Raw genomic sequence first — 20,882 nt, 5'->3', positions numbered from 1 at the left:
ATCTATTGTTATTTCATTCAACCACTTCTTTCTGGAAGTGGTTTTTTATTTTATACTTTTAGAAATGGAGGTAAGGAAAAAATGAAGTTCAGTGAAAGATTATATGAGAAATTACAGCCAATCTGGAGAAAAAATCATACCCACCCCTTTGTTCAAGGGTTAGGTGATGGCACCTTGGACAAGGAAAAGTTCCGTTATTTTATGATTCAGGATTATTTATATCTTATTGATTACGCTAAATTATTTGCTATTGGTGCCGTAAAAGCAACAGATGTGGAAACGATGGGCAAGTTTGCTGGTTTACTAGATTCCACCTTAAACGAGGAGATGTCGTTACATCGGCAATATGCGAAAAAGTTCGGAATTACCGAAGAAGAACTGGAAAATGCTGAACCTGCACCAACAACTTTAGCATATACCCATTACATGCTTCACGTTGGTCAGAATGGTACACTTGCAGACCTTCTGGCAGCACTTCTACCTTGTATGTGGAGTTACTGGGAAATTGGAAAAGAGTTAAATGAGATTCCAGGTGCAAGGGATCACGAGTTTTATGGAGAATGGATTCAGATGTACAGTTCCGACGAATTTGGAAATTTGGCTCAGTGGTGTATAAATCTATTAGATGAATTAACAGACGGCAAAAAAGAAGAGGAACTTGAAAAGTTGGAAGAATACTTTCTAAATACAACACGGTTTGAATACTTGTTCTGGGATATGTCCTATCATTTACAGACGTGGCCTAAAGATGAGTAATTCCACTCTACAGTTTAAAAAAGTCTCTTTTCGATATGAAAGTAAAAATAATGATATAAATCCTAGTATTATTGAGTCCCTTAGCTTTACTATTCATTCATCGGAATTCGTATCCATTTTAGGACCAAGTGGTTCAGGTAAGACAACTTTATTTAAGCTGATTACGGGGTTAGAACAACCTTCTTCAGGTGACATTCTACTTAATGGGAAGTACATGAAAAACAGATTGGGTTGTGTAGGATATATGCCTCAGAAAGACTTATTATTACCCTGGCGTACAATCCTTCAAAATGCGTCACTTCCCCTTGAATTAAGAGGAGTGAAAAAGAAAGTTGCATATCAACAAGTCATAGAACTCCTTGAAGAGTTTGGATTAAAAGGTTTGGAAGATGAACTACCTTCTGTTTTGTCCGGTGGTATGAAACAAAGGGTTTCCTTTCTCCGAAGTATCTTAAGTGGGGCTAATTTACTCCTATTGGATGAACCTTTCAGTTCCCTAGATGCTATCACACGTCTTTCAATGCAAGAATGGCTCTTAAATCTTTGGGAAAAGCGGAAAACAACGGTTTTATTTATTACTCATGACGTTGACGAAGCTCTTTTCTTATCTGATCGAATCTTCGTCCTCTCGGAAACACCAGTACGACATTTAAAGGAAGTTCCCATTCCACTTCGAAGACCTAGGGGCATTAATGATCTGCACTTGCCAGAAATTATCAAGTTAAAAGAAGATCTATTGAATCAACTTAGACAGAAGGTGAGACTATGAGTAAACTTAGGGACTTATATGCCCCAAGTCTATTAATTGTTATTGGTCTTATCATCTGGGAACTCATTGCCCGTGCAATAGGGATGTCCTTTATATTACCATCTCCCATTGAAATCTCCCGAAAGCTATGGGAATTAAAAGGGATATTATTTTTTGGTCATTTACCCGCAACTCTTGGAGTCATCCTTACAGGTCTTTCTCTATCCATTATCCTGGGGGTTGGATTAGCCATATGGATGAATACAAGCAAGATTGCTGAAAAAACATTTTATCCAATTATTATCTCCTCACAAACAATCCCGATCATAGCACTTGCACCTATTTTTGTGCTTTGGTTCGGCTATTCGATCTGGAGTAAGGTTGCAGTAACATTATTAATTACTTTTTTTCCTATTACGGTCAGTACTTTTGATGGGTTAAAGTCCAGCAGTAAAGAAATGAGAGATTTACTATTAACGATGGGGGCAAGTAAAAAAGAAATCTTTCTTAAGTTACAAGTTCCTTCTGCATTACCGTATTTTTATTCAGGGCTTAAAGTTGCTGTTACGTTAAGTGTTATCGGTGCAGCTATTGGTGAATGGCTTGGGGCACAGGCAGGTCTTGGATACTTTAGCAGGAGAATGATGACCCAGTTTGATGGGGCAGGTGTATTTGCTCCAATCGTCCTCCTGTCTGCCATAGGTATTGTCTTGTTTTTACTCGTCGCATTACTGGAGAAATTTACATTAAAATGGAGGAAAACGATATGAAAAATTTCTATATTTTGCTATCTAGTTTATGGTTAGGAGCGCTTCTATTATCTGGATGCGGTACTGACGATAATTCAAATACGGAAGCAATGTCGGGGGACGATAGTTCTGATCGTGAGTTAAGGGAAATTGATGTTATGTTGGATTGGTATCCAAATGCCGTACACAGTTATTTATACACCGCCATAGAGCTTGGTTTTTTTGAAGAAGAGGGGTTAATCGTAAATTTACAGTTTCCTGCAAATCCAACAGACCCTATAAATCTAGCTGCAGCTGGACAAATCACTTTAGGTATTACATACCAGCCAGATGTTGTAACCGCCCGTGCAAATCAAGATGTGCCTGTAAAAGCAATAGGAGCTATTGTTCGTTCTCCTTTAAATCATACGATCTTTTTAGAGGATAGTGATATTCAATCCCCACGTGACTTAGAAGGAAAACGAGTAGGTTATCCTGGTATTCCTTTGAACGAAGCATTGATTAAAACAATGGTGACAAATGACGGAGGAGACCCTGATACTGTACAGATGACTGATGTTGGCTTCGAACTTGGTTCGTCCATTATTAGCGGGCGCGTGGATGCTGTTACAGGAGCATATATCAATCATGAAGTACCCGTTTTGTTACATGATGGATATGCCACCCGTTATTTCAACCCGGTAGACTATGGTGTCCCTAGTTTTTACGAATTAGTATTTGTAACAAATGACCAAATTTGGGATCAGGATGAGGACGTGATTCGTGCGTTTTGGCGTGGAGCAACAAAAGGGTATGAATACATGGTTGAGAACCCAACAGATGCTCTAGATATTCTATTAAATAACCAAGATGAGGCTAATTTCCCCCTTATTCCTGAGGTTGAAAAACAAAGCCTTGAAATATTATTGCCAAAAATGGAATCTCCCAATGGATTTGGTAGTCAAGATAAAGAATCTTGGGAGGAAACGATCGATTGGATGAAGGATTTCGGATTAATTGAAGAAAATCCATCTATTAAAGACATTTTTGTTAATATCGTAGACTAAAAAAAGAAAAGGTTCCTCCAGCAATTGTTTGGAGGAACCTTTTCTTCTGTTCTCATTTATTCTTCTAAGGAGATGACTGGAGATTATCCAATAATATGTTTCTTTCTCTTCCAAGTTCTGCTTCTAATTGGGCATTTATCCTGTCTAAAATTTCCTTTGTGTCAACGCCCCACTCTACCCCTTGACTTAAATGAACATCCCAAATGGTTTTCGCCCTTTGGTCCAGTGGCGTTAATTTATGTTCTTTCGTTTGGCTCATAAGTTCCTCAAAGAGAGCTTGATCATACTGCCCCCCAAAAAACTCATTCTGGTGATGAATGGTGTTGGCATTATTCCTTGCTGATAAATAGCCAGGTACGCTTCCCACTGTTCCGTTCATCATGGCTTCAAAAGTATAATGTTCTATAAATCTCCAAGCTGCTGCTTTATTGTCACTATCTCTTGGAATGGATAGAATTGTACTGTTGCTCCATCCGAATATATTAAATGGTAGCCTCGTCATTCGCCACTTTCCCTTTTGTTCTGGCACCCATGTTTCTAGTTGACCAGCACCCCACGCTCCTAGATAAAGCATCACTAATTGATCCGACTGTAGTTTAGAGTTTCCTATAGGGGACCAGACATCAAAGTTTGCCACTATACCCAATCTGTACGCTTCCTTTGCCACATCAATCCCTTCCACAAATTCCTCGTTATCCCGCAAGAAATCTAATTGATTACTATATAGTCCAGTACCAGAATTATATATATGCATGATCTCATTAATCCACTGAGTTATCCACCTATCATCTTTTTTTAAAGTTTCTCCAATAGTAAGCCAGTTTTTAGGATCCTCCATGAAAACAGCCAATTCTTCAGGTTCTGATGGAAATCCATATTCCTCCATGATATCTGCCCGATAAAAGGTGACAAGGGGAGACGTGTTAAAGGGTATTCCAATTAATTTTTCCTGATCAAATGATAATCCTACTTCCCATAAATGGGTTGAAAAGTCCCCTTTATATTTTCCAGCTGAATAAGGGGGATCTTTTAAATTTTCTAACCCTTCAATAGCAGTAAATGAGCCAAAATGATCACTATCAAAGACCATAATATCTGGGACATTCCCATTTACAAGTGCATTAAAATAAACTTCCTGATACTCTTCAAATGGAAATGTTTTTACTTCAATTTCTATATTTCTATGGTCTTTTTGAAACTCTTCAATTGCCTCATCCCAACCATCACTAAAGTAAGACCATAATGTTAATTCATAGTTTTCATTAGGGTCATACTCTGGTATTACCCTTTCGTCGAGTGGACTGTTTATGCTTAATAGTTCTTCCTCTTTCCTTTCCGTTTCTGGCTCCATTAAAGAGCATGCCGTTCCTATAATAAGAAACATGATTAAGAAAACAACTTTACTCATACTACCCACAATGTTATCCCCCTTTCACACATTCATTTGCTTCCTTCATTCTTTCTTTTAATAAACTCCAAAAAGGACTCTTTTGAAAGTGGCTTACTATAGTAGTATCCTTGAATTTCATCGCATTTTTCTAGTTTTAAGAAGTGCATTTCCCCTTCTGTTTCTACACCTTCTGCCACAACATTTAATTTCATGTTTTTGGCTAATTCAACAATTGCTTTGAAAATAGCCGCTTTCTTTTGATCCATATTAATTTCACTGATAAAATTTTTGTCTAACTTCACTTCATTAATAGGAAGATGGATTAAATGATTTAACGATGAATATCCTATGCCAAAATCATCAATTGAAATTAATACTCCAATTTCTTTTAACTGCTCGATTTTAGTTATGACAGCTTGTACATTCTTCATAAATACACTTTCAGTTATTTCTAACTTTAAATACTTTGGGTCAAGACCTGACTCATCCAGTGCCTTTGTTACCATAGGTACTATATGATCATAATAGAAATGTTTCGCGGATAAATTTACAGACACAGGTATCGAATCCACTCCTGCCGCTTGCCATTCTTTGTTCTGTCTGCAAGCCTCCTTTAATCCCCATTCATCCAATTGAAAAATCAGACCCAGTTCCTCTGCTAAAGGTATGAATTTGGCAGGAGATATGTTCCCTAGCTTTGGATGATTCCAACGCATCAGGGCCTCAAATCCCGAAACTTCCCCTGTTATATTATTAATTTTTGGCTGGTATACCATCTCAAAGTGTTTTTCCTGAAGTGCCTGTCTGAGTCCGCTATTTAATAACATCCTCTCCTTAAAGTCTTTTTGCATCTGTTGATTAAAGAACTCTATATGGTTTTTCCCCATTTCTTTTGATTTGTACATTGCCATATCTGCATGCTTTACCAATTCATCTACCGAATTACCATTGTCAGGAAATAAACTGACACCTACACTAGTTGTTATATATAGTGATAATGTTTTTAATGTGAATGGCTCAGAGAACATCTCTTGTATTGTTACTCCAAATTCTGATACTTCTTCTATTCCTTCTACCTTCATAACGATTACAAACTCATCTCCGCCAAGACGAAATACTTTTATGAGGTTTGTTTCTAGTTTTTTAAACTTATTGGCCACCCGTTGTAATAATTCATCTCCTGCTGCATGCCCTAATGTATCATTAATAGACTTGAATTCGTTCAAGTCGAAAAATAAAACAGCAATCTTACCATTAGCATTTCTAGCTTCCTTAAGTAAAGTTGTTAAATACTCTTGAAAGTACGTTCGATTGGGAAGTTTGGTTAAATTATCATAATAAGCTAATTGTTGCAGCTTTTCTTCAGATTTTTTAAGTTGAAGTGTTGTGTTTTCCAGCATCCTATTAGTCTCGTTACTCTCTTGGAACATGCTATTTAAGTTGGAAGACATGGACTTAAAATTATTCATGAGAGAATTAATTTCTAAAACAGAACTGCTTGGCCACTCTATTGTTTCCGATTTCTTTAGCTTTGTAGGTAATCCCGTTGTAGTAATAGCTAGCTTGTTTAAATTTTCAACGAAAATACGTTTAATAAAATATAAAAGAGTAGCTGCAAAAACTAGAAAGAGCAGTATAAATTGAAGTTGTCCAAAGTACTCCTCCAACACTTTGTTTTGGTAGTAGGAAATTGGAAAATGAATTGAGAGATTTATTTGTTCATTCGCTATTTCAGTTTCATAAATATATTTTCCCTTTGACCATGCTAAGAGAAGTGGTTCCCTTGAACCATATGATAAATACTGATAGAAGTTCTCTGAAATGCTCTCCACATCTGCATTGTTCGTCGAAGTAAAACTGGCTCCTAACTCCCTTTCTGTATAGGTTGTTGACATCACTTTTCCTTGTTGATTTGTGACTACGATATCATATATTTCAGCGGATGAATTTCGGTTAATCACTTCATTTAAATACCCAAGTTGAATAGTACTAAAGAGCTTAAGATGATCCATCTCTTCCTTAGTCCATTTACTTATTTCTTTTTCTATATTATTGGAAGCATTGATACCTAATTGTTCCGCTGCAGATTGATAGGACTGATAACTATTCCAGTGAATAATGGCGTTGTTAATTAAAAAAGGAAAAATAATGGCACAAATAATCATATGGAATAGTAAATGTTGAAAATTAAATAAATGCTTCTTTCCATTTTCCTCCAACCATTTTCGTAATGGAATGTAAGACAGTATAATATCAGCAATTAAAGCATTGATAAACGCATTAAAGACATTCAATAAAATTTTAAATGATAAAACAATTCCTGAAAGTTCCGGCAAAAAGAGTTGATAAGATATTAAAGATGTTGGTATGCCTAGAATAATCCAGAAAACAATAACCCATAGAACCATGTTCCCTTTTCTTTTGGAGTTATAGAGGAACCCAACAATGATTACTTCCATAATATAGATAATATCCCATGGAATTACTTCAAAAACGGTTACATTAATGAAGTGAATTAATAATGTTGCAATTAGTGTTTTCCGAACACCAAATAACGTAACAAACACTAGTAAAAAAATCGTACTAAATGAAAGAGTTATACCATAAATAAAATGAAAACTTTGTAATTTAAATAGAAGTGCACACCCAATCAGGAACAACATCATCACTAGATTCTTTATGGTCTTGGTTGACATGTTACTCCCCCTTTATATCACCTATGTATTTAATTTTAATTAATTAGCTGAATGTATTAGAAAAACTTGGCTTACTTTAATCCTTTAGTGAAGTTAAAAATTCTTAAGGTATAAAAAATACTGCGTAACCGCAGTATGTTAGACACTAGATCGCATAAAATCTGAGGTAACCCGGCTATCTTACATTCTCATGTTTAGACCCGTGGCTTTGCGTCCTAGGCTTTCGCATAGTTTGCCATTTAATCTATTTAATTATTAAGATACTAAATAAATCGAACATATGATTTCAAATTCGACATCTTTTTCCTGTTTTCTCCTTCTATTATAATTCTTATTACCTATATTTAAAATAGTATTTTTATAGTATTTAAAAAAGGCTATGTTAAAGGCTAATGTTGATTTTTTAATAGGATGATTTTTAGCGAAATTCACGACACTCCTGCGGGAAAAGCGAGTTCAGGGGAGACCCCGCAAGGTGTGAAACACCGAGGAGGCTCCCGAACCGCCCGCGGCTAAGAAGACACTGCGAAGAATGAGCAGATGTCGCACTTGTGCCAGTGGTGAAAGGGAGTGAATTTCGCAAAAATCAACATTGAACGATAACAAAGCCTTAAAAAAAGAGCATCATTTTGTTAGATGCTCTCTTCTTCATGACTATAATTACTGTAATCAAATCATTTTTTAAAAGGTTTCGAGAATACCAATAATTGCAGGGCCTAATATCACAATAAAAATACAGGGAAAGATAAACACGACCAGAGGAAATAACATTTTAATTGGCGCTTTCATTGCAGCTTCTTCCGCTCGTTGCTTTCTCTTTTCTCTTATTTCACTTGATTGTACTCTTAGGATTTGAACCATTCCGATTCCTAATTGCTCTGCTTGTATAATTGAACCTATCAAAACTTTAACATCTTCCGCTTGTAATCGATCACGAACACCAGATAACGCCTCTCTCCTCGTTTTTCCCAACCTCATCTCTTCTAAACACCTTTGAAATTCGTTGGCTAATACTCCATCTCCTTTTGCAACCACTTTACTTAAGGCAGAATCAAAGCCAAGACCGGCTTCAATACTAACCGTTACTAAATCTAAAAAATCCGGGAGTTCTTTTTGAGCTTGTTTATTTCTACCATTTGTTTTTTGTTTTAAATAGTAGGAGGGGATCATTAAAGCTAATAAGATTCCTATACCTGCTACCAAGATTGTGCGTCCAACTCCCATATTCATAAGGAGAGAATAGCCACCAAATATGGTAGGTATGAATACAAACAAACATACTTGGACAATTTGAAACTCCACTGCTGTCATTCCGAGGGGGTTACCTGCCTGAAGGAGTTTCCTTTCCAGTTTCTCCTGTTTTTTTGAATTTACATTTTTACTAAACTTTCTCTTGAATTTCTTCCATATAGGGATTAAAATTCTGTTTGAAAAAGACAATTTTAAATCTTCCTCATATCCCTCTTCTATATTCTCTGTCTTGCCTTGAAAAACGGTTGCTATTCTCGTTTGTACTTCTACTTTCTTTTCCCGCCACATTAAAATAAATCCAAATACAATGAGTAGTATGGTGAAAGTATATAAAAAGATTATCATTTGCTCACACCTCAATTGCTGTGACTTTTTGAACGAGGAAAAATCCGATAGCACAAGATATTCCCGCAATAGCTAGTAATAACAAACCTATTGGATGGGTAAAAAGTACACCAATGTAGTTTGGTTCCACGACATATAGTATAAGAGCTAGAAAAACAGGCAAAAGTCCCACTACTAATCCTGACATTTTCCCCTGTGCTGTTAATGTCCGTATCTGTCCTTGTATTTTCACACGGTCCCGGATCGTCTTGACGATAGTTTCAAGCACGGTAGCTAAATTCCCCCCTACTTGACGCTGGATGAGAATCGCCTGAATCATAATATCCAAATCATCACTGGGCATTCGCTGCTTTAAATTGTTTAATGCTTCTTCAATCGTAGAGCCATACTGCATCTCACGAAGAACCATTCCGATCTCTTCTTTCATTGGGGAGCTGGATTCCTCCTGTACACTTTTCAGTGCCTGAGGGAAACTGAATCCTGCCCTTAAAGCACCTACTATGGTGGATATCATCTCAGGTAAGTCATCGTTAAATTTTTTGATTCTATCATTCTTCTTCTTTTTTAGAAAGAACTTTGGAATGAAATAACCAATAACCATCCCAATTGGCACTATAAAAATAGTTTTAGTTAGAAGATACAGAACTCCTGTCACTAAAATCATTGAAATCCACCTAAACATAACAAACTCTTCCGGTTTTAATGGTAACCCTGCCTGCAACAAATGGTTCTCCAGTTTAGAATTCTTATCGGATTTTATTAACTTTTTTCGAATTCTTTCTTTCGTAAGACGAAAGTCGAGGATTATTTTGAATTTCTTTGGTTCCAACGGTTCGTGATCCTCTTCTAATAAATAGCGATTAATTCGTTTTTCCATCTTATTGTTATTTAAAAACAAAATTTGTAGGATGAAGTAAAATAGCAAAAACGCAAAAAAGAGGAAAGCCAGTAATAAAATATACTCGATCATTTACTCCACTCCTCTTCCCTTATAAACACACTAGTCGGAATAGTAATTCCGGATGCTTCTAGACGCTCATAAAATTTAGGCCGAACACCTGTGGGAACCAACTTCCCAGAAACTTTTCGGTTTTCATCTAAACCCATTTGTTCATACGTAAAAATATCTTGGAGTACTATAATATCTCCTTCCATGCCTTGAACTTCCGTGATCTTTACTATTTTCCGTGAACCATCCTTTAACCGGGATTGTTGAATGATTACATCAATAGCACCAGAAATTTGTTCACGAATGGCTTTCACGGGTAATTCTACTCCTGCCAATAATACCATTGTCTCCAGTCGGGCAATCATATCCCTTGGGCTATTGGAGTGACCGGTGGCTAATGACCCGTCATGACCAGTATTCATTGCCTGAAGCATGTCTAATGCTTCGGCACCACGGACTTCCCCAATCACAATCCGATCGGGACGCATCCTTAATGAATTACGGACTAAATCTCTTATCGTAATTGCTCCATTTCCTTCTATGTTAGGTGGTCTTGATTCCAGTGAAACGACATGGTCTTGTCCAAGTTGAATTTCTGCTGCATCCTCAATGGTAACAATCCGTTCATCATCCGGGATAAAATTCGATAGCACATTCAGGGTGGTTGTTTTTCCCGATCCTGTACCTCCACTCACAAAGATATTAAGTCTTGCCTTTACACAAGAATCTAAGAATGTGGCCATTTCAGCAGTTAGTGTGCCAAAATTAACAAGGTCTTCAATACCAAAGGGATCTTTAGAAAACTTCCTGATCGTCACAGTCGGTCCATTCAACGCCAGTGGAGGAATGATGGCATTCACACGGGAACCATCCGGTAATCTTGCATCTACCATCGGACTGCTTTCATCAATTCTTCGACCTATGGGGGCTACAATTTTTTCTATTACGTTTAAAACATGTTCGTTATCTCTGAAAACAATATCCGTTAATATTAATTTTCCATTTCGTTCACAATAAACCTGATTCGGACCATTTACCATTACTTCTGATATTTCTTCATCTAATAATAGTGGATTAATCGGGCCGAACCCTGTCAAATCATTAATTAATTCCTCTACGACAGCCTTTCGGTCTATATTTCCACGAAATGACTCATTTTCTTCGATAATTTGAATGGCCATTTCATCTATTTTTAATACAATGGATTCCACATCTTTATCTTTCATTTCCTGTAAAATCTGTTTATGCAATAGATCCTTAAGATCTTTATGTTTCTGGTCCAATTGTTTCCTAATACTCTTTTTTTTAGGTGTTTCCACTTTTTTTAACTCCGGGATAACTGTCTGGATGTTATCTTGGTTTGTTTGCTCGTGATTGCCTTCTTGATCAGATACTTGTGGATGCTTATGGTCATTTTTAGTTTGTAACTTTGATAACAGACTCATAGCTTATCCTCCCCACTACCTTGGTGATGGAAATAATTTTTTCAAAAGAGATTGGTTTTCTTTCTTCCGTTCCACTATCCCATTCTTTGATACTAAACTTTCTGTCATCTTAAAAACAGCTTTTGCCAAATCTGATTTCCCCTGACTTATCACAAATGGGATACCTAAATTTAATGATTGAGAAGCAAGTTTGAAATTATTTGGAATAGAAATAACTTTCTCTTCTCCCAACATTTTCGGAACATCCTCCGCCTTGATCAAACTTTCCATTGTATAGCGGTTTATAATCAATTGGGATTTTTCCCTAAACTCTAATTTTCCCAATGTTTCCAGCATCAATTTTGTATTTTTCAGAGCCGTCATTTCTAAGTTAGTGATTACTAATATTTCATCCGCTATTTCCATCATTTCCAATGTTGTCCCTTGGATTCCAGCATCACAATCCACGATGATATAATCAAAATTGTCCCTGAGTTTGTTAATTATTGTAATCACTTTCTCACTGACAACAAGATCAGCGTACTCGGGTCTTTCCGGTGCTGCTAGAACACTCACACCCGAAGAGTGTCTCGTTAAAAAATTTGTGACTGTGTTAGATTCCAGATCCTCGATTTCTTCTATGATGTCCCTGATGGTATAGGTAGGAGTTAAATCCATGGCGACACTCACATCTCCAAATTGAAAGTCCCCATCAATTAAACAAACATTTAAATTCTTTTTAATTAATGATACTGCGAGGTTGACAGAGATCAGCGTTTTGCCTATTCCACCTTTTGCACTGCAAACAGCAACAACTTTTCCCTGCTGGATGGTATTAGTTTGAACTCCCTCTGACATAACCTACACGCCTCCTTTATAAAGCAGATGAACGAAAGAGAAATTAGCCTCAATCTCCATTCAAATTCATATTAATACTGGAATGTAACATAAAATGTAAAGAACCCCGTTGTGATGCGTTGACTAATATGGCAGCATCACTTGGCTGTAATTCTAATGTCACAGAGTTATATTCAATATATGAATCTTCACTTGATGGAGGATTCATTTTCCTGCCTACCGCAAGAACTCTTACTTTTGATAAGATAATTTCCGATATAACTTCTTCTTCTATGGTTTCTGTAAAGATGACATCAATATAGTCTTCTGGTTCTATTAGATTAGATACGGATCGAATAAAGTCTGCCCCGAGAGATACCGCTCGATAACCTTCCTGAACTTTCCTTGATACGAATTGCTTTTCTTCCTGTTCCCCTTTAAAGCGGTGTGATAAGAGAACTTCCCCTGATTCAATAAGTGTAGTGGAGAACTTACCAACCACGTCGTCCATCTCCATTATAGTGTTAGGGTGAAGGCTAGCCTTCGTTACCTCTTTCTTCCCCAGCATCTCTGCTGTTATTGTTTGATTTCCCATAATAGGTTCAGCGGCAACAACAACCTCCGCCATCTCTTCTTCTACGAACACTTCTTGTGACTGCCCTGCCCCTTGGATGTATTGATAAAATAGTACTGTTGTTATTACTCCCATTACTATCGCCATGAAAAAGACCATTTTTGATCGCATCGTTTCACCTACTCCGAAAGTCTAATTGTATACGCTCCTTTGTTGGATGCACCTGGTTCTTCAAAACCTGTACCTGCCCGTTCTAAAAAGTATCCCCTTACCGTCTTATCATCCTCACTATCTTGTTCGGTTAAATAAAAGTAGGCAAAGCCTTTAATTTCAACTGGCATAGATCCCCCTTGTTTATGTTGCGGCTTTATTACCGGTATTAATAGGACTCTCCTGCAAGTGCGATCTTCAGGACTGTCGCACGTCGTGACAAGGTAATCCACTGCCTCCCTTGTTTTCCCCGCGATATTCCCTGGTTGTGTGTATACAATATCCCCAACTTTTAGTTCACCATCAAACCCATATTTTAAATTGTCTTCATAAACTTGGGCACCTGGGCCTTCTAATCGTAAAATACCGAAATTTCCAATATTCACCCCTTGTTCATCCACTTTTAAATCATAGATAACTCCGTACTCTAAGGGAATACTCTCATCAATTCCAAGTGGTGCTGCACCATATGCCCTTCCCATGGTCCCTAGTCTTGCCGTAGCCTGTGCTCTCACATCTAAAGTATCAAATCCAAATAACGTAATAAAATTAAAATGTACTGGTTTTTTTAACTCCACTGTAATGGAATGATTTTCAATTTCTAATTGCTCCAACGAAGCTATTTCATGATGAGAGTTTAATACATCATCAACTATTTTTTTAATTGTCTCTGTTTCACCAGTTAGCTCCTGCGCTCCCGATAACGCCGTTGCATTTGCAACTTTTTGCAAGTGGGTTTTGGTCATATAAAGGCTTCCCCCATCAATAACAAGACCTGTTAAACCAATAAGTGCTGTGAAGGCTAACGATGTTAATACGATAACATTTCCTTGTTCTTTTTTAAAAAGGGATTTTAGTTTATTCATCATTGTTCATACTTCCCCCTCACTCTATTCGGATCGTTGAATCAGAAACTAGTAAGATAGAATCAGATAATAAGACACTGGCAAATGGAGTAATGGGATCTATCGTATATTGGAGAGTTACGGTAACGTAGTTACCAGAAACACGGGATCCTTGGTCTGGGGTTATCAACACTGTCAAATTACTAGAATCTCCTGCTGTAAAATTATCCCGGGCAAACTGACGTAAAACGTTGTCCTCATTTCCTAATCCTCCCAGTCTCACCGTTTCTTGAGCAGTAAAATGCAAACTGGAATAGGTGTATAGCATTCTTCCCACATCTACAATTCCAACAATTAAAATTAATAAAATGGGAATAACAAGGGCAAACTCCACCAATGATTGTCCCTTTTCGCTTCTAATCATGGGAACACCACTCCATGTAAAATAAATGTTAAAAACGCTCCTCCAGCAATTGCCACTCCATAAGGGAAGGTTGTATTCATTCTGCTCTTGAACCCCATTTCTGGCTTAATTCCATATTTGATGCCCCATAGAGCTTGGAAGAACGATTTCATGTTATGGATGAACCCACCACGAAACAATAGGATAATTAGGCCGATTACTCCCCCTAACAATGCCATGTAAATTGTCGTTGAAAATACAAATGCAGGACCCATAATGGCTCCTATCAACGCTAAGAACTTTACATCTCCAGCACCCATGCCACCCATCAAATATGGAATTAATAGAATCCCAAAGCCTAATAAAAAACCTAACAAACTATCTAATAATCCGGTCCATCCATGAAGAAACACATTGAATACGATTGCCAGGAGCAATGACGGAAAAATGACTATATTATATATTTTTCTATTTTTTAAATCTGTAAAAACACATACTACTAAGACGATACTTAAGAGAAACAATAACATCAACATGCTCTCCCTTCACTGAACGATCATGCTACAAAAATAGCTTTACTAGTTTAGTAAAGCTATTTCTGTGTTTTGTCTTTATACGATTAAGTTAGTACTAGTTGAAGAAATTCTGATCATCCTTCCTCTGATGATGTAAAGTTATCAATTACTTCTTGGAACTGATCTACAATTGCTTCACCAAAGGTTACTAAAATAGCTACAACTGCTATTGCTATAACGCCTAAAACTAAAGCATACTCCGCCATCCCTTGTCCTTCTTCTTCTGTTAATAATCCTTTGAACTTTTCTAACATATGCATTCTCGCTCCTTTATAATTTAATTATTAATTTCCACTTTGTCTCCCACTTGAGTTTCCGATGTTTTCACCGATCCGATCGATAACTCCACGACTGATGCTGCACCTTTGTAACGCTTACCCACTTTCCCTGGTGCCAATGCCTCATCGATACCAACTACCACATTTTCTTTATTCAGATAAAGAACATCGATGGCATATTTCATAAAGAAAGTGTGAACGGACGGGCAGGGTTTAATGTGTAATCCGCAACCTGAGAGAAGCTCTTCCGTAAACATTAAGCCCTTCAACCGTTTATAAAAGCCATATGCTTTGTCTACGTTTGGTGCAATCATTTTTTGGTTACTCAGGTTTACTACTTCCAAAGCTTCACCTCCGAATCATTAAAATAACCCCGCCTTTACCGAAAGGGGGGTTATCCAATAGACTTTCTTCATTTTAGTCCTATGGGGTCTTACGGGACACTTCCCAATAATTCCACATACTATAAATAGAAGAAAACCTCTCCCTGATCTTTCGGTAACTGGCTAGCATTGTGCATAAACACAGAAGCCCCTATAGCTTTGCGTCACTGGTTTTCACCAGCTTTGCCTTTATCGAGAATCAGTGTTATTCATCTCTGACTGATCTCTTGTGTCCATGATAAAACATTACAAAAAATTACAACACCCAACAGATTACTCATTTATTTTGTATTTTTCACACATCTTTTTTTACATTTTTTTGAAGATATCAAACAAATTACTAGACCACATATCCACGTCCTGTCATATCCTATGACATTATACCTACACCACTTACCACCCTAACTTCTATTATGTGAATATATGTCCATGTATTTGAGAATTAGTAGTTGTTAACTTTAATAAATTTTTCAAATAATCGATAATTTTACCGTTGTTTTATTAAAACAACTAGTCTAAGATCACATTTTCATTGAATACTGTACTGCTAAATCCCTTACTCTCCAGTTATCCCAAATTAGCATTAGGTATAAAACCCTATCCCTTTTAATGTAATAGCGGGACTTTCTTAGAAAACCTTATCTATTTTTTCCTTATGAATACAACCTTCAAGTAATCCCCTTCTTTAAAATGCTCTGACGTTCGAAAATCAGATGGTAGAGAATACTCTTCAAGCAGCTCATACTTCCTTCCCAATTCTTTGAAAGCACTATTAATAAAACTTTTAAATTTATCCATATGAAACCCACTGTAGTTAGTGGATGCCACAATGATCCCTTCATCCTCTGTAATACTGATCGTTTCCTTAAGTAGGTTTTTATAGTCCTTTGCTACACTAAACGTCATTTTTTTTGATCTGGCAAAACTAGGGGGATCCAGAATGACCATGTCAAACTTCAATCCCTTTCTTACTGCGTATTTAAAGTAGTCAAACACATCCATCACTTTTATATCCTGTGCTTCATAATCAATTCCATTTATACTGAACTGTTCAATCGTTTTTCCTAAACTACGGTTTGCCAAATCCACGCTAGTTGTTTTTTCGGCACCACCTAATGCTGCAAAAACCGAAAACGCCCCCGTATAGGAAAACGTATTTAATACCGTCTTTCCCTTTGCATACTTATCCCGAATGGTTTTACGTACTTCCCGTTGATCAAGAAAGACTCCAACCATGGCTCCTTCATTTAAATATATGGCAAAGTTAACTCCATTCTCTTTTATGATTAACGGAAACTCTCCCCGTTCACCAGCTATAAAGTCATCTTCCTCTATATACTTTCCATCCTCACTAAACCGTTTTTTTTGATAAATTCCCTTATATGACACAGCACTCTTCAAAGCACTAATCACCTGATTCCGAAAGGCATATATCCCTTTACTATACCAAGAGATGACATAATAACCATCATAATAATCAATAGTTATCCCCCCTATACCATCCCCTTCTCCATTAAACACACGAAAAGCTGTTGTATCTGCATTTTCATAATAGTCTTTTCTAAAGCTAATAGATTTCTTTATTTTCTTCAGAAAAAATGGAGCATCAATTTCTTCCGATGCCGAGTTAGTTAATATCCAGCCCAATCCTTTATTTTGCTCCCCATAATAACCTTTTCCAATAAAATTATTATTATCATCCATTAACCGAACAATGGACCCTTCTGTATTCAGATCACTCCATTGTTCTAATGCTTGTTTCATAATTAATGGATAGCCACTTTTATATTTTTTGACGAAATTATTTTTAACTTTAAGGATTACTTCAGAAACCAATTAACTTACCCCCATCTATCGTTTTTTATTTAATTCGGAGTTACTCACAGTCTTAACTTTGAGAAAAAAAATACACCTATTACTTTTAATAGAAAAAATATCAGATTTTGTAGTTATTAAACGATATTTTTCTGTGGGATTTCCTTATAATTTACATTCTGAAATGGTATAATTAAACAGATTTTGAGAATTGGACAAAACCGAAGGGGGAGACTTTTTTGAACCACCATCCAGTAATGCGTCTTAACAACAACATAGATGTCTCCAACGGAGGACATATCTTATACTCTTACGAAAACGATGAAAACTATTTAAACAATGCTATAAGCTATATTATTGATGGCATTGAACATGATCAAGAAGTAATTGTTATTGATAATTTAAAAACCATCCACTTATTGCAGAAGAAATTATCCTTTTTAGCAAGTTCAGCAAAGCTCGAAAGAGTTCATTATATAGATAATTTTACTTATTACCAAAAGTATGGGGACTTCTGTTGTGAAAGTACATTATCCTATTTTTCCGAATACATTGAGCCCTTTCAAAAGTCCCATCGTCAGATTCGTACATGGGCAAGAGTTCAGTGGAAAGAGGAAGCAGATATTCATTCAAAATTAATACATTTTGAACATCTTGCCGATCATTTATTGACTAATATTAGTTTGCTTTGTGTTTGTGCCTATAACGGCAATACACTACCCGCATCTTTATTAACATCTCTCATGACCCACCACGAATATCTTATGACTGACGAAGGTTTCCCTCGTTCCACACTCTATCAGAACTCCGAAAAAAATGTTGTTTTTCCATCCATATCAAAACAACACGAACTACAATCAGAAGTGGATTTATATAAACGTAAACTTGATTTCATCCATGTTGTATCACATGAGGTCCGTAATCCTCTGACGGTTATTAAGGCCTATGCATCTTTGATCCTTTCAAAAGAACCGGGCATGAGCCAAGAAACCTATGAACAAATTTATTCCATACATGACTACATTGATGTAATAGATCATGAAATCTCACATATTATCCATACGGAGCAAATGCTTTCTAGTGAGACTTTATGGGAGAAGGAAAACTTTGATGCTGTTCCAATACTGAGAAGCGTTCTGGAATTTATGGAGGTAAAAGCAAGAACTCAAAATGTAACATTAATTTCGGATATGAAAGGATTGCCTTATACATTCCGAATAATAAATAATAAAATTGGTTTACGATTAATCCTTTCCAATTTATTAAGTAATGCAATTAAATATAGTGAAGAGCAATCAGAAATTAGGTTTACTGCATCCCAAAAAAACAAAAGAATTTGCTTTACCATTAAAGATCATGGAGTGGGAATGACCAAGGACCAACTCTCGAAACTTTTTCAAAAGTATGGGAAAACAAATCAGGATAAAGAAGGTCAAGGTATTGGCCTTTATATGGTTAAAAAACTTGTTGATCATTCTAACGGAAATATATCCATAAAAAGTGAGCACCGTATAGGTACAGAAATAACTGTCACATTACCTGTATACTGTGATAATACTTTAAACCCTATTACCTATTAGTTTTCTTTATCGTAAACAAGGCATCCGTGATAGATGAAAAACACTCTATGCTTATTAAATAGAGTGTTTTTCATACTAAGCAGTCACCTGTTTTCAATCTGTTTTTAAACCAAATCCATACGGAAAAAGGGGATCGTAGTCATCATCCTCAAAATGTATCGGAATCTGTTCCATCGATTTCGGCCATGTCATGGAAAGTTCTCCTGAAAAAGGATAGTCTCCAAATAAAACATCTGCAACACCGTGGCCTTCTGTTCCAGGTAACCATGATGCAATAAATGCATCCCAATGTTCAATTTCATCTGTAATAATCAAAGGCCTTCCAGAGAGCAAGATGACTACCATTGGGATATCCGTTTGCTGCACGGTTTGGAGCAGTCTCATATCTTCCTCACTCAGTTTTAGGTCATCCGCATCCCCAAACATCTCTGCATAAGGTTCTTCACCAATTACAACAATGGCAACATCATGCCCTTCAGCACCTACACCATCCTCACTATATGTAATGATGGAATCATCGGAGACGATATTTTTAATTCCCTCTAAGATGGTTGTTCCCGGTGTGATATTCCCTGGTGAACCTTGCCAATCAATCGTCCAACCACCTGATTGATACCCTATGTCATCTCCCTTTATTCCTGCTACAAATATATCCATATCCTTCGATAATGGAAGTATATCCCCTTCATTTTTCAACAATACTTGACTCTTTCGAACTGCTTCCCTTGCCACCTCCCTGTGTTCTTCAGATCCAAAGGTGCCCTCTTCCATAAGAGTTTCATCGGGAAATGGTTCTTCAAACAACCTAGCCTCCATCTTCACCCGAAGGATTCTAGTCACGGCATCATCTATGCGTGATATGGGAACTTCATCTGCTTCTACCAACGCTGTTAATGTGTCAATGAATTCTTTCCAGCTATCAGGTACCATAAATAAATCCACTCCGGCTAACACACTTTGTTTAACCGCTTCTTCATATTCCGGATGAACTTGCTCGTGGGCATTCCAATCGGATACAACCAATCCGTCAAATCCAAGATCCCCTTTTAACACTTCTGTTACTAGATAGTGATCGCCATGGGTTTTTAAACCATTCCAACTCGTATATGAGACCATAACTGTTCGTGCTCCTGCCTCAATGGCAGAAATGTACGGTTCAATGTGATATTGTAACTCTTCTTCTGTTAATATAATGTTTCCTTGGTCTATTCCTCCAGTTGTGGCACCATCACCAACCCAGTGTTTAGCTGTTCCGATAATTTTTGTACCGTGCATAAAATCTTTGTCAGAAGGAACTCCTTGTATCCCTTCTAAATAAGCAACTGATAATTCTGTTACAAGCTCTTTTGATTCACCATACCCTTCGTATGTTCGCCCCCACCGTTCATCTTGGGGTATTGCCAACACTGGCGCGAAGTTCCAATGCATGCCAGTTGTGCTAACTTCCATCGCTGTGACTTCTCCTATTCTCTTGACAAGTTCCTTGTCACGGGTTGCACCAAGCCCTATGTTATGGGGAAAAATTGTTGCTCCATAAACATTGTTATTCCCGTGAACAGCATCAATCCCATAAATAATCGGTATACCTAATCTAGTGGAGCCTGCCATGTTTTGATATTCAATTATCGTTTCAAGCCACTTTTCTGGCGTATTTGGAGATACTGTTGAACCTCCACCGTTTAATATGGAACCAAGATAATAATCTTTAACATCTTTAGGTCTTGTGGTGGTGATCTCTCCTTGTACCATCTGTCCGATTTTTTCCTCCAAGGTCATACGACTAAGCAAATTTTCCACCCGCTCTTCCACACTTAAGGAGGTATCTAATTCCGTTTCTCTAGTGTCACTTTCAGCTAATTCCCCGTTATCTCTTTCCTGTTCCTCATCATCGTATACTATTATTATGCCGATAAGAAGAATGATAATAAAACCTGATAAAACATATAATAAATTTTTCTTATTCATCCAACCGCCCCTACTCAGAGTTAGTTTCACAATTTAAATAAAGTCTACTGTTCATGAATTAGA

The 20,882-nt window shown here is 36.9% G+C and carries 19 protein-coding genes and 2 riboswitches; of the genes, 5 read left to right on the top strand and 14 right to left on the bottom strand.

The genetic code is table 11. The features are described from left to right. Nucleotides 1-81 precede the first annotated feature (81 nt). From tenA to KS419_RS19975, 4 genes are read left to right on the top strand one after another with little or no spacing between them, the layout of a single operon-like run. Nucleotides 82-756, top strand: a complete 675-nt coding sequence (gene tenA / locus KS419_RS19990; protein ID WP_217068306.1) for a thiaminase II — start codon at nucleotides 82-84, stop codon at nucleotides 754-756. Further along, complete coding sequence (locus tag KS419_RS19985) at nucleotides 749-1,525, top strand: ABC transporter ATP-binding protein (protein ID WP_217068305.1); 777 nt, start codon at nucleotides 749-751, stop codon at nucleotides 1,523-1,525. Before tenA ends, KS419_RS19985 begins: the two co-directional genes overlap by 8 nt. Then, a complete protein-coding gene (locus KS419_RS19980; RefSeq protein ID WP_217068304.1) occupies nucleotides 1,522-2,274 on the top strand; it encodes an ABC transporter permease in 753 nt (250 codons plus the stop codon). Before KS419_RS19985 ends, KS419_RS19980 begins: the two co-directional genes overlap by 4 nt. Continuing rightward, entirely contained in the window at nucleotides 2,271-3,299 is a 1,029-nt protein-coding gene (locus KS419_RS19975; RefSeq protein WP_217068302.1) for an ABC transporter substrate-binding protein, read from the top strand. Before KS419_RS19980 ends, KS419_RS19975 begins: the two co-directional genes overlap by 4 nt. A gap of 64 nt (nucleotides 3,300-3,363) precedes the next feature. Here the strand turns inward: KS419_RS19975 and KS419_RS19970 are convergent, their stop codons facing one another. The 13 genes from KS419_RS19970 to KS419_RS19910 form a co-directional block, all read right to left on the bottom strand. After that, nucleotides 3,364-4,707, bottom strand: coding sequence for an ABC transporter substrate-binding protein (locus tag KS419_RS19970; protein WP_246594298.1), 1,344 nt, complete (start codon nucleotides 4,705-4,707; stop codon nucleotides 3,364-3,366). A gap of 32 nt (nucleotides 4,708-4,739) precedes the next feature. Then, the gene (locus KS419_RS19965) at nucleotides 4,740-7,385 is read right to left on the bottom strand and encodes a putative bifunctional diguanylate cyclase/phosphodiesterase (RefSeq protein WP_217068299.1); all 2,646 of its coding nucleotides are present in this window, start codon (nucleotides 7,383-7,385) and stop codon (nucleotides 4,740-4,742) included. Nucleotides 7,386-7,547: 162 nt separating this feature from the next. Beyond that, a riboswitch (cyclic di-GMP riboswitch) is annotated at nucleotides 7,548-7,632 on the bottom strand. A 434-nt stretch (nucleotides 7,633-8,066) separates the two neighbouring features. Further along, on the bottom strand, nucleotides 8,067-8,981 hold the full coding sequence (locus tag KS419_RS19960) for a type II secretion system F family protein (RefSeq protein ID WP_217068297.1): 915 nt from the start codon (nucleotides 8,979-8,981) through the stop codon (nucleotides 8,067-8,069). Between the two features lie 4 nt (nucleotides 8,982-8,985). Next, nucleotides 8,986-9,951 (bottom strand): type II secretion system F family protein, encoded by a 966-nt coding sequence (locus KS419_RS19955; protein ID WP_246594294.1) that lies wholly within the window; start codon nucleotides 9,949-9,951, stop codon nucleotides 8,986-8,988. Next, the gene (locus KS419_RS19950) at nucleotides 9,948-11,375 is read right to left on the bottom strand and encodes a TadA family conjugal transfer-associated ATPase (protein ID WP_217068295.1); all 1,428 of its coding nucleotides are present in this window, start codon (nucleotides 11,373-11,375) and stop codon (nucleotides 9,948-9,950) included. The genes KS419_RS19955 and KS419_RS19950 overlap by 4 nt, the downstream gene beginning before the upstream one ends. A gap of 15 nt (nucleotides 11,376-11,390) precedes the next feature. Beyond that, nucleotides 11,391-12,212 (bottom strand): CpaE/TadZ family protein, encoded by an 822-nt coding sequence (locus tag KS419_RS19945; RefSeq protein ID WP_217068293.1) that lies wholly within the window; start codon nucleotides 12,210-12,212, stop codon nucleotides 11,391-11,393. 49 nt (nucleotides 12,213-12,261) lie between these two features. Further along, nucleotides 12,262-12,936, bottom strand: coding sequence for a Flp pilus assembly protein CpaB (gene cpaB / locus KS419_RS19940; protein WP_217068291.1), 675 nt, complete (start codon nucleotides 12,934-12,936; stop codon nucleotides 12,262-12,264). 8 nt (nucleotides 12,937-12,944) lie between these two features. Further along, the gene (locus KS419_RS19935) at nucleotides 12,945-13,844 is read right to left on the bottom strand and encodes a pilus assembly protein TadG-related protein (RefSeq protein ID WP_217068289.1); all 900 of its coding nucleotides are present in this window, start codon (nucleotides 13,842-13,844) and stop codon (nucleotides 12,945-12,947) included. A gap of 16 nt (nucleotides 13,845-13,860) precedes the next feature. Then, nucleotides 13,861-14,244, bottom strand: coding sequence for a TadE/TadG family type IV pilus assembly protein (locus KS419_RS19930; protein ID WP_217068287.1), 384 nt, complete (start codon nucleotides 14,242-14,244; stop codon nucleotides 13,861-13,863). After that, complete coding sequence (locus tag KS419_RS19925) at nucleotides 14,241-14,753, bottom strand: A24 family peptidase (protein WP_246594293.1); 513 nt, start codon at nucleotides 14,751-14,753, stop codon at nucleotides 14,241-14,243. Before KS419_RS19925 ends, KS419_RS19930 begins: the two co-directional genes overlap by 4 nt. Before the next feature lie 119 nt (nucleotides 14,754-14,872). After that, the gene (locus KS419_RS19920) at nucleotides 14,873-15,052 is read right to left on the bottom strand and encodes a Flp family type IVb pilin (RefSeq protein WP_217068283.1); all 180 of its coding nucleotides are present in this window, start codon (nucleotides 15,050-15,052) and stop codon (nucleotides 14,873-14,875) included. A gap of 23 nt (nucleotides 15,053-15,075) precedes the next feature. Further along, a complete protein-coding gene (locus tag KS419_RS19915; protein ID WP_217068282.1) occupies nucleotides 15,076-15,420 on the bottom strand; it encodes a DUF192 domain-containing protein in 345 nt (114 codons plus the stop codon). 150 nt (nucleotides 15,421-15,570) lie between these two features. After that, nucleotides 15,571-15,657: riboswitch (cyclic di-GMP riboswitch) on the bottom strand. Between the two features lie 444 nt (nucleotides 15,658-16,101). Next, the gene (locus KS419_RS19910; protein ID WP_217068281.1) at nucleotides 16,102-17,295 is read right to left on the bottom strand and encodes a class I SAM-dependent rRNA methyltransferase; all 1,194 of its coding nucleotides are present in this window, start codon (nucleotides 17,293-17,295) and stop codon (nucleotides 16,102-16,104) included. A 218-nt stretch (nucleotides 17,296-17,513) separates the two neighbouring features. Here KS419_RS19910 and KS419_RS19905 point away from each other — a divergent pair, with 218 nt between their 5' ends. Beyond that, a complete protein-coding gene (locus KS419_RS19905; RefSeq protein ID WP_217068280.1) occupies nucleotides 17,514-18,854 on the top strand; it encodes an ATP-binding protein in 1,341 nt (446 codons plus the stop codon). 93 nt (nucleotides 18,855-18,947) lie between these two features. Here the strand turns inward: KS419_RS19905 and KS419_RS19900 are convergent, their stop codons facing one another. Continuing rightward, nucleotides 18,948-20,819, bottom strand: coding sequence for a glycoside hydrolase family 3 protein (locus KS419_RS19900; protein ID WP_217068278.1), 1,872 nt, complete (start codon nucleotides 20,817-20,819; stop codon nucleotides 18,948-18,950). Nucleotides 20,820-20,882: the final 63 nt, after the last annotated feature.

It is taken from the genome of Evansella tamaricis (assembly GCF_019042215.1).
In the GTDB taxonomy this organism is placed as follows: Bacteria; Bacillota; Bacilli; order Bacillales; family Salisediminibacteriaceae; genus Evansella; species Evansella tamaricis.
The sequence above is the reverse complement of the archived record's forward strand: the minus strand, read 5'-3'. Positions and strand labels throughout refer to the sequence as shown.